Annotated in this window: 13 protein-coding genes; 9 read left to right on the forward strand and 4 right to left on the reverse strand. The window is 52.1% G+C overall.

Going from position 1 to position 15,080, the window contains the following annotated elements; genetic code table 11:
• Nucleotides 1-4 precede the first annotated feature (4 nt).
• Nucleotides 5-3,364: a TonB-dependent receptor gene (locus ABD949_RS14280; protein ID WP_345244519.1), complete on the reverse strand. Its 3,360-nt coding sequence runs from the start codon at nucleotides 3,362-3,364 to the stop codon at nucleotides 5-7.
• A 212-nt stretch (nucleotides 3,365-3,576) separates the two neighbouring features.
• On the opposite strand from ABD949_RS14280, the gene selD reads away from it, so the two are divergent.
• The 7 genes from selD to ABD949_RS14315 all read left to right on the forward strand — a co-directional run bounded on the left by selD (nucleotide 3,577) and on the right by ABD949_RS14315 (nucleotide 8,966).
• Complete coding sequence (gene selD / locus ABD949_RS14285) at nucleotides 3,577-4,623, forward strand: selenide, water dikinase SelD (RefSeq protein ID WP_345244520.1); 1,047 nt, start codon at nucleotides 3,577-3,579, stop codon at nucleotides 4,621-4,623.
• Between the two features lie 3 nt (nucleotides 4,624-4,626).
• On the forward strand, nucleotides 4,627-5,394 hold the full coding sequence (locus ABD949_RS14290; protein WP_345244521.1) for an alpha/beta fold hydrolase: 768 nt from the start codon (nucleotides 4,627-4,629) through the stop codon (nucleotides 5,392-5,394).
• Nucleotides 5,395-5,538: 144 nt separating this feature from the next.
• The gene (locus tag ABD949_RS14295; RefSeq protein ID WP_345244522.1) at nucleotides 5,539-6,240 is read left to right on the forward strand and encodes an SAM-dependent methyltransferase; all 702 of its coding nucleotides are present in this window, start codon (nucleotides 5,539-5,541) and stop codon (nucleotides 6,238-6,240) included.
• 1 nt (nucleotide 6,241) lies between these two features.
• Nucleotides 6,242-6,877: an MBL fold metallo-hydrolase gene (locus ABD949_RS14300; protein ID WP_345244523.1), complete on the forward strand. Its 636-nt coding sequence runs from the start codon at nucleotides 6,242-6,244 to the stop codon at nucleotides 6,875-6,877.
• A gap of 16 nt (nucleotides 6,878-6,893) precedes the next feature.
• Nucleotides 6,894-7,598 carry a CDP-diacylglycerol--serine O-phosphatidyltransferase gene (gene pssA, locus ABD949_RS14305; RefSeq protein WP_345244524.1) on the forward strand — a complete coding sequence of 235 codons (705 nt, stop codon included), beginning with the start codon at nucleotides 6,894-6,896 and terminating at the stop codon, nucleotides 7,596-7,598.
• Nucleotides 7,599-7,648: 50 nt separating this feature from the next.
• Nucleotides 7,649-7,900: a phosphoribosylformylglycinamidine synthase subunit PurS gene (gene purS / locus ABD949_RS14310; RefSeq protein WP_345244525.1), complete on the forward strand. Its 252-nt coding sequence runs from the start codon at nucleotides 7,649-7,651 to the stop codon at nucleotides 7,898-7,900.
• A 64-nt stretch (nucleotides 7,901-7,964) separates the two neighbouring features.
• Nucleotides 7,965-8,966 (forward strand): 3-oxoacyl-ACP synthase III family protein, encoded by a 1,002-nt coding sequence (locus ABD949_RS14315; RefSeq protein ID WP_345244526.1) that lies wholly within the window; start codon nucleotides 7,965-7,967, stop codon nucleotides 8,964-8,966.
• Between the two features lie 42 nt (nucleotides 8,967-9,008).
• On the opposite strand, the gene ABD949_RS14320 is transcribed toward ABD949_RS14315, so the two are convergent.
• On the reverse strand, nucleotides 9,009-9,380 hold the full coding sequence (locus tag ABD949_RS14320; RefSeq protein WP_345244527.1) for a CoA-binding protein: 372 nt from the start codon (nucleotides 9,378-9,380) through the stop codon (nucleotides 9,009-9,011).
• A 303-nt stretch (nucleotides 9,381-9,683) separates the two neighbouring features.
• Between ABD949_RS14320 and ABD949_RS14325 the strand changes: the two genes are divergently transcribed.
• On the forward strand, nucleotides 9,684-10,253 hold the full coding sequence (locus ABD949_RS14325; protein WP_345244528.1) for an HNH endonuclease: 570 nt from the start codon (nucleotides 9,684-9,686) through the stop codon (nucleotides 10,251-10,253).
• 64 nt (nucleotides 10,254-10,317) lie between these two features.
• Here ABD949_RS14325 and ABD949_RS14330 read toward each other — a convergent pair whose 3' ends face one another.
• Nucleotides 10,318-14,070 (reverse strand): ATP-binding protein, encoded by a 3,753-nt coding sequence (locus tag ABD949_RS14330; protein ID WP_345244529.1) that lies wholly within the window; start codon nucleotides 14,068-14,070, stop codon nucleotides 10,318-10,320.
• Nucleotides 14,071-14,104: 34 nt separating this feature from the next.
• Nucleotides 14,105-14,410, reverse strand: a complete 306-nt coding sequence (locus ABD949_RS14335; protein ID WP_345244530.1) for a HesB/IscA family protein — start codon at nucleotides 14,408-14,410, stop codon at nucleotides 14,105-14,107.
• Between the two features lie 125 nt (nucleotides 14,411-14,535).
• Between ABD949_RS14335 and ABD949_RS14340 the strand changes: the two genes are divergently transcribed.
• A complete protein-coding gene (locus tag ABD949_RS14340) occupies nucleotides 14,536-15,078 on the forward strand; it encodes a DUF7935 family protein (protein WP_345244531.1) in 543 nt (180 codons plus the stop codon).
• Nucleotides 15,079-15,080: the final 2 nt, after the last annotated feature.

Consider the following 15,080-nt stretch of genomic DNA (forward strand, 5'->3'; position numbering starts at 1 on the left):
TCGATTAGTTGAAAATATACCGAAGGCCCAACTGCAACTGCCAGCGCGAAGCCAGTGTCAGGTTGTTAATAAAAGGATTGGACAGTGCCACATTCTGCGACTGCTCAGCGAACGAATAAATAGGCCGTCCCGTGGTGGCTGCCGTGTTTGTGTTGGGCGTTTCATAGCCGACAAAGTTCAGCAGGTTGGTCCGGGCGGCACTCTGCGCCAGCCCCCAGTTGGAGTTCAGCAGGTTCAGCAGATTCTGCACATCGACCGACAACTGAATGGTATTGCGCTTACCACCGACATTGGTAAATACATCCTGCAACAGACGGAGGTTTACCAGATGCTGCCAGGGCAGGTAAGCACCATTCCGTTCGGCATACTGGCCACGACGCTTGCTTAGATAGGGGTCCTGCTCAATAAAAGCATTCAACTGATCCCAGATTTGCTGGGTGGTCCGGGTATCGGCAGCATTGGTCGTTACCAGGATCACCTCATTCTGATTGCGAGGTACATAAATCATGTCATTGTTGCTGATGCCCTCGTTGTTTGGATTGCCCCCATACACATAAGAGTAGTTACCCCGAGTCTGCCCCTGGTACGTCAATGACACCGTGGTAGCCAGAAAATTCAGATACTCCATCCGGTATTGAATAAACCCGACAACCCGGTGGGGGATCAGGTTGTTTGAATACGACAGGTTGGGCTGGTTCGGGCTGGTTACAATGGCCTGACCTGTGTACAGACTACCTGCCGTAGACGCCGACTGTGCATTTACATCTTTGGAGTCCGTAAACGTATACGCCAGTGACCCTTCCAGGCCGCGGGCAAACCGCTTCTGGATCTGCGCCGTCATGCTTAAGGAGTATCCCCGGTTAACGTTGTCCAGCACCAGCGCCTGCACGATCCGGTCGTTGATCCGGCGATCAAACGGGGGGTTAACACCAGCGGTCCCGGAGGCATTGCCCCAGATAGGCCGGCCGTCGCCGGCCAGGGTACCTACAGGCTCAGCCAGGTTGGCATCCCGAATGAAAACAGCGTTGATGTCTTTGGAATACACGGCATCAAAGGTCGCTATCCAGCCGCCGGGTAATGTTTTGTCGACCCCAAAGCTCGTCCGCCATACCTGCGGAAACTTGAAGTTTGGCGTCGTGGCATTTATGGTAAAAGTAGGTGCCAGCGGTACGCCCGGCTCGCCGGTTAGCTGGGGAACATACGCAGCCGGGTCTGGATTGAACGGAAAATTAGCATTGTTAGCCTGCCCCTGGCGGAGGACTGTTCCGAAAAATACCCCATTGTTGCTAACCTGATTCGACAGCCAGACGAAGGGTACGCGACCGGTGAAGATACCTGTTCCCCCACGAATCTGTAAAGACCGGTTACCCAGCACATCCCAGTTGAACCCAATCCGGGGTGACCACAGGTAATTGGTTCTGGGTAACTGGTTGACCCGAATCTGCTCGCCACCGGCAAACCGCATGGTATCGGTTACCACGTTACGGAGCAGTTTGCTGTCATCATACGTAGGGACGTCTAACCGGATACCGGCCGTTAACCGGAAAGTCCGGGTAAGGTTGATGTTATCCTGTGCATAAAAGCCGAGCTGAGCCGCGCTGAATTCGGCCGTCGGCACCGGCGTCCCCGGAACGGCCGAATACTGTAACGCATATTGCGTAGGGGCATTGGCCGCCGACGGGCTCGTAACGTTATTAATAAAATCATCGACGCTGTTGTACTGATACACACCCCGGATTTGCGGTGTAAACGCGTTGTAGAATTTATAAAACTCGTTTGCCGTCCCTAAAGAGACTGTATGCTTACCCAGGAAAATATCAAACCGGTCGTTTACCTGGATTACGTCCTGATCCAGCCGGTTGTTCGGCGTAAAGGCTTCAGCACCGAAGGAGGTGAGGGTATTGCCATTTGGTCCAACAATATCCACCAACGGGAAGTTTGGCGTTTCCGCACCCCCACCGGCCTGGCGAAAATCCCGGAAAGCGGTATAGCCAACCTGTAGGTTGTTGGCAAACTTATTACCGAATGTTGAGTTCAACTCAGCAATTATAGACTGGAGATTGTTGTTCTGTCGGTACCAGGAATACTGGAAAGGAATGGCGTTGTTGTTATTCTGACGGCCACCCGGAGGAGCCGATGTAAAACCACCGGAGTTACTGGGAGGGGTATCGCGGAACGCGTTCAACTGGTTATAGCGTACAACCAGCTTATGCTGGTCGTTGATGTTCCAGTTGATCTTGGCCAGAAATTTGAAGTTTTGCGTTAGCTGGTCAAACGTACCCAGCGAACCGGGATCGAAGGTCCAGGGTTTATTCGTACCAGTATTCTGCAGAAAGGTAGACAGGCGCTCCAGATCGGCCCGAGCCGCTGTTTGCTGAAACGGCTGCCCCTGCGAGTTGGTGCCACCAACGGGGAACAAGACCGCCGGGTCGGCCTGACGCTCCTGTTCCACATTGACGAAGAAGAACAGTTTATTCTTTATAATGGGACCGCCCAGGCGCCCGCCGACATTGTAAAAGTTGAAGTTTAACTGTTCCTGCCGCTGGCCCTCTACATTGCGACCCACAAAGTTCTGGTTGCGATAAAAGCCATAGACCGACCCCTGAAACTCATTGGTGCCGGACCGGGTCACCGCGTTTACGCCAGCCCCAGTAAACGAACCCTGGCTGACATCAAAAGGGGAAATGGACACGTTTAACTGGTCAATGGCATCGACGCTGATGGGCGTTCCGGCAGCACCACCCGGCAAAGCCGACAGACCGAATACGTTGTTGGAAGTTGATCCGTCAATCGAAAAGTTGTTGTACAGGTTACTGCGGCCACCGAACGAAAATCCCGGTCCGGCCTGGGGCGTCAGCGTACTAAAATCGGTAAAGCTCCGGGAGATGGTTGGTAACCGCTCAAAATTCTCGCGCTTGAAGTTGGTAGCCACCCCCGTTCGTTCGGAGTCGATCACTCCCCCCCGCTGCGACGTTACTACCACCTCCGTCAACTGCCTCCCTTCTTCAGCTAACCGGAAGTCGGCGGCAACGGGCGTGTTCAGTTCTGCCGATACGATTTCCCGGACCTGCTCCTGATAGCCAACGTAAGAGACCGTAATCCGGTAAGGTCCGCCAATCCGTACCGCCGGTAAATTGAACCGGCCGCTGGTATTGGTGGTGGTTCCGTAGCGTGTTCCCGAAGGGGTATGTACCGCAACGACCGTAGCGCCGGGTAAGCCCTCACCATTGGCATCGGTGACAAGGCCACTGATAGACGATGTAGTAACACCCTGCGCCCATGCCCCGCTGCTACCCAGCATGACCACTAGCATACTGCCAAGCAGCAGGAAGGCTGCCCGAAATCGCGGTAATTTTTTAGACATAACGGCATTGATTTAGTTGTTTGATAAAGGGGATGCATGAAATACCCCACATATTCTATGGGCTTTTATTATAACCCTTATATTAACTTTTGCCCGTTTGGTTTGTTTGGGAAGCTTAACAATTATCAGGCATCAGTGCTTGCCATGCCAGGCAGTTTTCCAATGCTCTTCCTTTGTTATTGAACCCAGACTATTGCTAATATTGTAGCAACATGCAACAGACAGAAACCTATAAACTCACGCAATACAGCCACGGGGCCGGCTGCGGCTGCAAGATTTCTCCGAAGATCCTGGACAAAATACTCCATACCAACGCTACAGCAGACCAACCGAACTTTTCGAACCTGCTGGTGGGGAATGACAGCCGCGACGATGCCGCTGTGATGGATATGGGCAATGGCGAAGCGATCATCAGCACAACCGACTTTTTTATGCCTATCGTGGATGATCCCTACGATTTCGGCCGGATTGCCTCGGCCAATGCCATCAGTGACGTATATGCTATGGGTGGAGAACCCATCATGGCTATTGCCATCCTGGGCTGGCCCATCGACAAACTGCCGCCCGAAGTAGCCGGTCAGGTGCTGGAAGGCAGCCGCTCCATTTGTCAGGAAGCCGGTATTCCGCTGGCGGGTGGCCACAGTATCGACAGCCCGGAGCCGATTTTCGGACTGGCCGTCACCGGCAAGGTCCGGCTCCAGCACCTGAAGCAAAATAACACCGCCACGGCTGGTTGCCGGCTGTACCTGACCAAACCGCTGGGGGTCGGCATCCTGACCACGGCGCAAAAGAAAGGCATTCTTCTGCCCGAACACGCTGATCTCGCTCCCGCGCAAATGGCGCAACTCAATAAGTTCGGGGCTGTGCTGGGTCACCTGCCCTATGTCAAAGCGCTGACCGACGTAACGGGTTTTGGCCTGCTGGGCCACCTCACCGAAATGGCCGAAGGCAGCGGATTAAGCGCGGAAATCGACTTTAACCGGGTGCCGAAATTACCGGTGCTGGATGAATACCTCGCCCAGAAGAGTGTACCCGGTGGTACGCACCGAAACTGGGACAGCTACGGCCATAAAATTGTTAACCTCTCCGACCACCACCGTTTCGTTCTGGCCGATCCGCAGACCTCGGGGGGCCTGTTGATTGCCGTTGATCCCGATAGCACCGCCGAATTTGAGCGGGTAGCCGCCGAAAATGGCCTTTCCCTCCAAACGTTCGGGCGTCTGGTCGAGCAACGGGAAAAAACAGTTTACCTGATCTGATCCATGAAGCTCTACTATCGTACCGTCGGCGAGACCGGCATTCCTATCCTTATTTTACACGGCTTGTTCGGCTCGTCGGATAACTGGCTCACCATCAGTAAAACCATTGCCGACCAGGGCTACCGCGTTATCCTGCCCGACCAGCGCAACCACGGCCGCTCTCCCCGCAGCAGTGACTTTGACTACCAGAACATGGCCGCCGACCTGAAAGAACTGGTGGATGATCTGGAGCTCGGTCAACCCATACTGATGGGCCACTCCATGGGCGGCAAAACGGTGATGCAGTATGCCATTAACTATCCGGATACCTTTAGCCACCTGGTAGTGGTCGATATTGCGCCCAAGTTCTACCCGGTTCATCACAGTGATATTCTGCGGGGCCTAAACGCCGTTGACCTGACTACCCTGAAAAGTCGCAACGAGGCTGATGCGATTCTGAGCCGCCATGAACCCTCGGTCGGTGTGCGGCAGTTCCTGTTGAAAAACCTGTACCGAAATGAGCAGGGACAGTTCGACTGGCGTATCAACCTGCCCATCATTGAGCGGGAGATTCACGGCATCGGCGAGGAGCTAACCAATCCGCGCATTGTCACCGAACCTGCCTTGTTTATACGGGGTAGCGAATCGTCATACGTGCTGGACGAAGATATTCCTACCATACGGCGCATCTTTCCCAACGCCCAGGTTGCTACCATCGCCGGGGCCGGGCACTGGGTGCAGGCGGAGAAGCCCGACGATTTTGTGCAGGCGCTGATTAAATTTTTAGATTAAATCTTGGGCCTTTTTGTCATCCCGACGGTCGTTTTGTCATCCCGAAGAATGAGGGATCTTTGGTAACCGGAGGTTTTTGGGCCTCACCCGAAGATCCCTCCTTTGTCGGGATGACAAAAAACTCAATCCCTCAAGCCAACTATAATGCCAACCCTATACCTCATCCCAACTGTACTGGCCGAAGAAACGGCAGAGCAGGTGCTGCCTACGCAGGTGCGGGAAGTGATCGGCCACACCGATGTGTTTTTTGCGGAGGATATCCGGACCGCCCGGCGGTTTATCAGCAGCCTGAAACTGGGGAAAGTCATTGATGACCTGACGTTCTACGAGCTGAGCAAAGACACGCCCGAAGCTGAAACCCGCCAGCAACTCCAGACCGTGCTCGAACAGAACCGTAACGCCGGGGTTATGTCGGAAGCAGGCTGTCCGGGTGTAGCCGACCCCGGTGCGGTGGTGGTGGGTTTCGCGCACCGGCTTGGCATTAAGGTGGTGCCGCTGGTGGGGCCATCGTCTATCCTGCTGGCGCTGATGGCGTCGGGGATGAGCGGTCAGTCCTTTGTTTTTCACGGGTACCTGCCCATCGACCGGCAGGACCGGGGCCGAACGCTGCGGCACCTGGAGAAAGAAGCACGGCAGCGGCAGCAGACGCAGATTTTTATGGAAACACCCTACCGCAATAACCAACTGCTAAGCGACATTCTGACGAATTGCCAGCCCGACAGCCGCCTGTGCATCGCCTGCAATCTGACGGCACCGGATGCGCTGGTACGCACGCTGACGATTCGGGAATGGAAAGCAGCTCAGCCGGACTTACATAAAAAACCAACGGTATTTTTACTTTTGTGACATGGTCAAATCGTTTGTCTTCTCTCCATTTCAGGAAAACACCTACGTCCTCTCCGACGATACGGGCGAAGCGGTCATAATTGATCCCGGTTGTTACGAGCAAACCGAAAAAGAAACGCTGGCGCGGTACATCGAAGACAATAAGCTGACCGTAAAACACCTGCTGCTGACCCATGCCCACCTCGACCACGTCTTTGGCTGTGCGTTTGTGAAGCGAAAATACGGCGTAAAACTCTACCTGCACGAACGCGACCTGGTCATTTTCAACGACGTGCCGGTGCGATGCCAGCTGTACGGCCTGCGTGGTTTCGAGCCCTCGGAAGTGGATGAATACCTGCATGAGCACGATATTATCCGCTTTGGCAACACTACCTTGTCGGTGATCTACGTACCGGGCCACGCGCCGGGTCATGTGGCTTTCGTCAACCATGCCGGGCGGTATGTTGTCAGCGGAGATGTACTCTTCCGGGATAGTATCGGCCGGACCGATTTTCCCTTTTGCAGCCATGCCGACCTGATCAGCAGCATTAAAAATAAAATGTACGCCCTACCGGACGATTATACCGTTTACGCCGGCCACATGGAATCGACCACCATCGGCCGCGAGAAGCGGTCTAACCCTTTTGTCAGAGAATGATTAATCATTCATTATTATGCTAAAGCACCTCCCCAATGCAATGACCTGCGCCAACCTGTTGTGTGGTTGTCTGGGTATCGTTCAGGTCTTTGAGGGTGAACTGACCATAGCTTCGTGGCTGATTCTGCTGGCGGCTGTGCTGGACTTCCTGGATGGTTTTGTGGCCCGTGCCCTGCGGGCGCAGTCACCCATCGGCAAAGAACTCGACTCACTGGCTGACTGCGTTACATTCGGTGTGCTACCTGCTTTTATTATGTTCAGCCTGCTCCGGAGTCCAGACACGGAGATAATGAAGGGAGACACTGCCTCCCTCCTGCCTTATCTGTCGTTCTCGCTGGCTGTATTTTCCGCGCTGCGGCTGGCCAAGTTCAACATTGATACCCGGCAGAGTGATTCATTTATCGGGGTGCCAACGCCGGCCAACGCCATGGTCATTGCCGCCCTCCCTCTCATTCTGGCCTACCAGCCTGAATATGCCAACTGGGTACTTAACCCCTATGTGCTGTACGCCTATACACTGCTGATGTCCTATCTGCTGGTAGCGGAGTTACCTCTGTTTGCGCTGAAGTTTAAAACATTCAGCTGGCGGAAAAACCGGATAAAATTCATTTTTCTGATTGTATCGGCGCTGTTGTTGTTAATTTTGCGATTCGCAGCCGTACCGCTCATTATCTTTTTATACATCCTGTTATCGGTATTTGCGCCAAAACAAAACGCATGAGGGTTGACCTGTCATTCAATCACTCAGTCATTCAACCATTCAGTCATTCAATGAAATACATTGCAGAAATTGACATTATGCCCCAAAAAGAGATTCTGGACCCGCAGGGCAAGGCCGTTCGTCTGGGCTTACATAATCTCCACATCGACTCCGTGGGCGACGTTCGCATCGGGAAGCACATCCGCCTGGAGGTAGAAGCCGAATCGGAAGAAAAGGCCCGCGAGACCGTTGACTCAGCCTGCCGTCAACTGCTGGCCAATCTTATTATGGAAGAGTATACCTTCTCACTCCATACCGCATAATCAGCGGAATACTGACATACCCACCGAAAAAAGTGCTATTTTTGCCGACTTTTTCGGCAAGATCATGACCTATTCTAAAATAACGGGACTCGGCTATTATGTCCCCGAAACCATCGTTACCAACGACGACCTGACCCAGTATATGGAGACCTCCGACACCTGGATTCAGGAACGGACCGGAATCAGGGAGCGTCGCTACTTTACCTACGGCAAAGATACCAATGCCAGCATGGCCACGGCCGCATCGCGCATGGCACTGGAACGGGCCGGTGTCGATGCCAAAGCCGTTGATCTCATCGTCTACGCCACCATTACCCCCGATTATTTTTTCCCCGGTTCCGGCTTTCTGATGCAGCGCGAATTGGGGGTTGATGGTATCGGCGTCATTGATATCCGTGACCAATGCTCCGGCTTTGTGTATGCATTGTCTATTGCTGACCAGTTTATCCGGACCGGTATGTACAAAACTATTCTGGTAGTGGGTTCCGAAATTCAGTCGACATGGATTGACAAAAGCACTAAAGGGCGCGGTGTAGCGGTTATTTTTGGCGATGGTGCCGGTGCCGCCGTGGTTCAGGCTACCGATAACCCGGAGCACCGCATCTTATCGACCCACCTTCATGCCGACGGGCGCTACGCCGAAGATCTGTACGTGAAGGAGCCAGGCAGCAGCCGCCCCGATCGATCGGCCACCAAAGAGATGATCGACGAGGGAGGCTTTGATGTGGTTATGAACGGCAATGCGGTATTTAAACATGCGGTAGTGAGGTTTACGGAAGTGATTCAGGAGTCACTCACCGCTAATGGACTGACCAAAGAAGATATCTCCCTATTGGTACCCCACCAGGCCAACATTCGCATTTCGGAGTACGTACGGCAACAACTGAATTTGCCGGAGGAAAAGATTGTTAACAACATTCAGCGCTATGGCAATACCACCGCAGCCTCTATTCCGATAGCCCTCAGCGAAGCATGGGAACACGGCCGCGTCAAGCCCGGCGATCTGATCTGCCTGGCGGCCTTCGGCAGTGGCTTCACCTGGGCCTCCGCACTAATTAAATGGTAATTTAGAATTAAGAGTTAAGAATTTAATTCTTAACTCTTAATTCTAATAGTTTCCCACCGCCAGCATAACGAGTGTGCAGGCTTCGATGGGCTGAATGCCTTCTTTTTGCAACTGCCGCTCCAGATCAGGATTTTCAGCACCGGGATTGAAGATGACGCGTCGTGGCTTTAATTTTTTCAGGTAATCATAATATGGGCCCTGGTTGCGGGCCCCTACGTACATAGTTACCGTATCTATATCTTCCAGATCCGGCAACCCAGTTTGAATCGGGTGACCCTGGATCTGACCGGATCGCAGGCCAATCAACTCAATATCATGCCCATGGCGCAGCAGGCTGTTAGCCGCCCGGAAGGCAAACCGGTCTGGCTTTTCACTGGCCCCTATCACTAAGGTTTTATTGCGTTTCTCTGACATTGTGCTATTTTTGGTTGTAAGAAAATTACTACTCAGGAGCAAAAATGTTTTCATATCTCCTCAGTTACCACCGCTTTGTGTAACCTTTTGTCAACAAATTTAACTTTCTCCATACCGCTTCCGCTTAAATTTTAGTTAATTTTGGCTATTCCCACGGTTGTACGGGTGGGAACCTATTGACTGTCAAGGCAATTTTATGTTACCTTCGATAAAATTTAATGCAACAATTCTGTTTAATGTTAGTTTAACAAATGGCCACCATACGAGCCGCCGTACTACTTACTATTTGAACCATTCAAACCCATGATTGAGAAAAAAAACCAAAGCTTCTGGAATGAAAAATGGGTGCTTATTGTATTCGAAGGCGTCGAAAACCCGCCCCGATATGAAGTTTCCAACTATGGCCGTTTACGAAGTTTTCAGTCAGGAGGTGACGGAACTATCATTAAAGGCTCAACTATTCAAGGGTACCGGTCGCTGAACATCCGCTCCGGTGGAAAGACCTTAAACCGCTACGTTCATAAACTGGTTGCCGAACATTTCCTTTCCCGTCAAACAGACGGGCAGACGTTTGTCATTCACCTGGACCACGACAAGCAAAACAATTATTACCAGAATCTGCAGTGGGTTAGTAAAGAAGAAATGATTGAGCACAACCGCAATAATCCGAACCTGAAAAACCGGACTATTCCCCGGCGTACGCGCAATTACAAGCTAACTGAGAGCAAGGTAAAGATTATCAAGAAACTGCTGCGAAACGATAAAAACCGTCTTAAAATGATTGCCAAGCAGTTCGGCATCACTCATACACAACTGAACCGCATCCGATCAGGCGAGAACTGGAAACACGTGACGATTGAAGAGGAAGTCTGATTCCCGCATAACTACAACACCGCCCCTGATTCCTTTCTAAGTTGATTCAGGGACGGTGTTCTTTTTATGCCTTGGCTTTGGAATGGCTGTTTGGCGTGGGAGCCACTACCACCTGCGGGAGACTGATGTAGAACGTTGTCCCGATGGCCTCCTCCGAATCAAACCAGATACTACCTCCGGCGTGTTCAATACCCCGTTTGGCAATGGCCAGCCCCAAACCCGACCCATTGTGTTTGGTACTGAAGTTGGGCAGGAAAACTTTCGTATGAATGCTCTTCGGAATGCCGGCTCCGTTGTCGTGAACCTCCAGATGCACATTTACCGAATCCGTATATAACCGTACGGTAATCTGCGGAGTGCGGTCAGGCGGTACCGACTGAATACCGTTCAGGATCAGATTGGTCAGTATCCGGCTCATCAGCTGGCGGTCGCCCCGGATCATCACCGGTAACGGGGTCATCTGCCGGTGGATATGAATCTGGGTATCCTCCATGTACAGATCAACCACTTTATGGACCACCGGCGTCAGATCAAAAATCTCGTTACGGGGCAGCGGCATTTTGGCGAAATCGGAGAACGACGTGGCAATGTCGCTGATGTTTTCTATCTGATCGAGCAGCGAGTCAAACGTTTGGCGGAACAGCTGGTGATTGCCGGTATTGGGATCGGCAATTTTCCGCTGCAGGTGCTGGAGCGTGAGTTTCATCGGCGTCAGCGGGTTTTTAATTTCGTGGGCAACCTGTTTGGCCATTTCCTGCCAGGCCGATACCTTTTCACTCTGCGACAGAGCCTGTTTATTTTCCTCCAGCTTGATCAGCATCCGGTTATACTCACTGATCAGCAGCCCGATCTCGTCGTCTGATTTCCACGGCAACGGCTCATTCAACTTGTTGAGGCTCGTCCGGCGGATTTTCTGCGTCAGGATCTGGAGTGGCTGGGTAAGCAGATTGGCGGCAAAATAAGAAAGTATCAGGAACAGCAGAAATAACAGGGTAAAGACGTTCAGCGCCGAGGTGGTAATGGTAATGATCCGCCGGTCAAGCTCAGGACGGGCCAGAAAATAGGGAATACTAAGCGTACCCAGCATTCGGCCATCGGCGGCTCTGAGGGGAACATACGTGGTGTAATATTCTTTGTTGCCCAGGGACTCGTTCAGCAACACCCCTTTCTCTTTGTGTTCAACCAGGCGGGTATACGCCAATGGATTTATATACCGGGACAGGTGCCTGCTCTCGTATATAATTGGGCGGGTGGTCGTATAGAGGTGACCCTGGTCATCAAACAAGTTAATGTCCAGATCAGCCTCACTGGCTATGCCCTTTATCTGTTCTTCCAGCGACGCCAGACTTCGTTTTCCCTGCCGGTGTTCGTCCAGAAAGCTCTTGACGATGAAGGCGATATGACTGGTGTTTTTAACGTAAGCCTGCTCCTGATCCTGCGTATTATTGGCTTTGATCGTACTCAGGCTGATGGTAATGACCAGGAGTAAGGGAATAAAGAAAGCCATATTCAGCATGAGCTGAATACGCGTGGTATAATTGATGCTGAACTGCGACATGCCATAGGTCATGGCATAGTAAATAATAACGGCACTTACCGTCAGCACCAGCAGCAAAAACAGAAACGAGAAATTGGCAAACAGCGTATACAAGGGATGGTTGGGCGAAGAAACGATAATCGTACGACCGTCTTTTCCCATCAGGCCCAGGTGCCGGTAATCCTCTGAGGTGATCCCTTTACTGAATAATTCAGGGTTGCCGAACCACCGGGCCGACTGCTCAGCCTCATAATTAAACTGGCCGCTGCTGTACAAGACCTGCTGGTCGGGCCCCAGCAAGGCGTAGCTGAAGTCGTGGGATTCATCGGTCTGGATAAACTTACTATCCACCAGCAGTTCCTTGTAAACACTTCTGGGAATATCGTTGATGTTCTTCAGGGTGAGCACAACATACCCTAAAAGCTCTCCACCGGCGCCCACGACCGGCGCAAAACCTACATAGTGTCTGGCGAAGCTCCCGGCCGACTCGTTGATCAGGAACAGACTACGGTACTGCGTTTTGTAACGCTGAAGCTGGTATCGGGCAGCCAGTGTCGCATACTGCTCGTCAGTATCGGATTGATCGAGTGGCAATCCATTGGCACCAAACGACAGTACCTGAACATCATATGTATCAAAATACCGGTCCAGGATCACGCTCTTAACCTGTTGCTGGATACGTTCCCGTGCAAAAAGCGGGTCATTCAGGAAGGAACGCCGTATCTGGGGATCGATAGCTGCGGCTTTTAGGGCTTTATCCAACAGGAGTTCACCCAGTTCATCATTTGTTTTAAGCAACCGCCGGCCAAATTCCTGCTTGAGAAACACTTCCTTGCGTAAACCCTGATCGAAAACCACATAAGCCGGCAGTAGCGCACAGAGCAAGGCACTAAAAATCAGGTACAATGACGTTTGATACCGGAACCGATACAGAGCGCGGGGGAAACGGGCCAAAAACAACATGACAAAATAAAGGCTGTTGAGCAGCCAGACCGGCTCCCATAGGAGACCGAAACCCAGCAACAGCGGCATGGACACTACCGTTCCGACCATAAACCAGATCAATCCTTTGGACGCAGGTTTGTTAAACCGGATAAAAAGGCTGCTGAGCAAATGCATTACCAGAAAGTAGCTAGTGGCAATGCCGATGATAATCAGTAACCCCACGATTTTCAGATCGGTAAACCGGATGCTCAGCGTAATGTCAACGCCAAATCGCGGATTGGCACAGATGGTGACCAACCGGCTGTAAGCCAGAGCAAACACCAGGTAACTCAGAACCACACCCAGGACCGACAGGCTGATTTGCACGGCCTGAGACTGTTGAAGCAGGTATTGATAGCTCCGGAAGCGGAAGTAAAAACGGGTCAGGTAGAATAAGCCGGCAGCCAGAAAAGCGGCATTAATCAGCATATCGCCCAGCGAGGGTGCTACTAGTGAAGAAAAGTATTTTGGGTTAAAAGCCTCCGGGTTTCCGAATACAAACGGTATCTCAAAGTAGAGAAGGAAAACCCGCAGCATAACCAGGTAGCCCAGCAGCCAGAGAAAACCGGTATCTGCCCGCCGGTTTCGTCTCAAATGCCTGATTTGCCAGAGTACAAACAAGCCAAGCAGCAGGATACTACCCAGCGCCAGCACGATGGTTTCCGTAGAAGCAAAATAGTTGCGGAAGGACGAGGCCTGGGGTGGTCCGACCGAAAACAAAAACGAAGGAGTGCCGTCGAATATGTTCAGGTTAAGCGCCTGTTTTCGGGCAGAAATGGCTACAGGATCACTGACAAAAATAGCGGGGTTATAACCCGAGCGCAGGTAGTTATTGGCTTTTTGGTAGCGTCGGAACAGATTGATCAGGGAAACGAGGTCATAGGTCTCCCCGGCATGCCGAACCTGCCGCCGGCTCGTCAGGAACTGCCCCTGATTAAAATCCAGCAGTTTGGGCTGTGAGCCTACGCTGGAGATAGTTACGTAATCAGGTACAAAGCGGTGGTCGGACCAGAACACCAGTTGACCGTTCCGGAACACATAGTACGGAAACTGAGTCTGAAACAGCAGGGCATCAAACGAAGCCACCCCACTCTTTTGTAACCGTCTCTCCAGGTTTTCCAGATCCTGTTTGCTCTGCCGAAGGCCCGTCAGGACCCGATTCTGCACACTAAACTGATACTGAACGCCCGCATCTCCGCCTACCCCCCGGTCTAGCCAAACATAGTGTATGGCCGCCAACAGCAGAAAAATAGCCGACAACCACAGGAACACATAGCGATAACTCTGCTTAAGCATATTAAATCAGTAAGTAAGGGTGCCGAACCGGACGCTAGGTCCGTTCAACGGTAAATCCGCTTCCATCGACGTGCTGCTCATAGCCAATCGTGAGGCCAAGTACATAAAGCAGGTGTTTTTTGTCGATGATTACCCGTACGTCGTCCAGCAGGTAGGTTTCGTCGGATTCGCCCGGCATGTCAAATCCCAACAGCCACGATGCCCCGCACCCACCTCCGCGTATGCCTACGCGCAGCCCGTACTCCGACGGGATCTTATTGGCGCTCAGTGTATCCAGGATCTGCGCCCTAGCTTCGGGCCGGATCTGCACCGGTTGCTCAATATCAATTGCTGTTTTCAAAATAATTATGTTGATGACGTCGCCATCAGGCCCGTAGTCCAAGGGGAGGCAACAGACTTAACGCCAGTAAAATAAAGCAATACATCAAAATTAGCTAATTTTGGGCATATTAATATACCAAATGTATGGAGTTATTGAGTGAGTTATTAAAGTTGGTAATTCCTGCCGGCCTGGTTTTATACGGCATGTACCTGACCGTAAAACTGCTGCTCGAACGCGACGCCGACCGCTACCGCTACGAGGTGCAGAACCGCTACACCGAGGCCGTGATTCCGATACGCCTGCAGGCCTATGAGCGGATGGTTCTCTTTCTGGAACGTATCAGCCCTAATAACCTGCTGCCCCGGCTCGGTAACAGCGCGACCACAGCGCTGGAGTTTCAGCAGTTGCTGCTTCAGGAAATACGGGAAGAGTTTAACCATAACCTGTCGCAGCAGGTGTATATGAGCCAGCATGCCTGGGATCACATTCAGTTGGCACTCAACGAAGTCATGTCACTGGTGAATCAGGCAGCCGCCAATGTGGCAGCCGATGCCGCTCCGATCGAACTATCAAAGAAAATATTCGGACAGATCATCGATCAGGGTCAGCAGCCAACGGCCGAGGCCCTGCGGGTGGTCAAAAGCGAGATTCAGGTGATGTTTATGGAGCAACCAAAAACCACCTGAGG

Origin of the sequence: Nibrella saemangeumensis, from assembly GCF_039541915.1 — a bacterium.
Classification (GTDB): domain Bacteria; phylum Bacteroidota; class Bacteroidia; order Cytophagales; family Spirosomataceae; genus Nibrella; species Nibrella saemangeumensis.

Coding starts and splice junctions, on each gene's coding strand:
- ABD949_RS14280 (WP_345244519.1), bottom strand. CDS start 3,364: ATGTCTAAAAAATTACCGCGATTTCGGGCAGCCTTCCTGCTGCTTGGC.
- selD (WP_345244520.1), top strand. CDS start 3,577: ATGCAACAGACAGAAACCTATAAACTCACGCAATACAGCCACGGGGCC.
- ABD949_RS14290 (WP_345244521.1), top strand. CDS start 4,627: ATGAAGCTCTACTATCGTACCGTCGGCGAGACCGGCATTCCTATCCTT.
- ABD949_RS14295 (WP_345244522.1), top strand. CDS start 5,539: ATGCCAACCCTATACCTCATCCCAACTGTACTGGCCGAAGAAACGGCA.
- ABD949_RS14300 (WP_345244523.1), top strand. CDS start 6,242: ATGGTCAAATCGTTTGTCTTCTCTCCATTTCAGGAAAACACCTACGTC.
- pssA (WP_345244524.1), top strand. CDS start 6,894: ATGCTAAAGCACCTCCCCAATGCAATGACCTGCGCCAACCTGTTGTGT.
- purS (WP_345244525.1), top strand. CDS start 7,649: ATGAAATACATTGCAGAAATTGACATTATGCCCCAAAAAGAGATTCTG.
- ABD949_RS14315 (WP_345244526.1), top strand. CDS start 7,965: ATGACCTATTCTAAAATAACGGGACTCGGCTATTATGTCCCCGAAACC.
- ABD949_RS14320 (WP_345244527.1), bottom strand. CDS start 9,380: ATGTCAGAGAAACGCAATAAAACCTTAGTGATAGGGGCCAGTGAAAAG.
- ABD949_RS14325 (WP_345244528.1), top strand. CDS start 9,684: ATGATTGAGAAAAAAAACCAAAGCTTCTGGAATGAAAAATGGGTGCTT.
- ABD949_RS14330 (WP_345244529.1), bottom strand. CDS start 14,070: ATGCTTAAGCAGAGTTATCGCTATGTGTTCCTGTGGTTGTCGGCTATT.
- ABD949_RS14340 (WP_345244531.1), top strand. CDS start 14,536: ATGGAGTTATTGAGTGAGTTATTAAAGTTGGTAATTCCTGCCGGCCTG.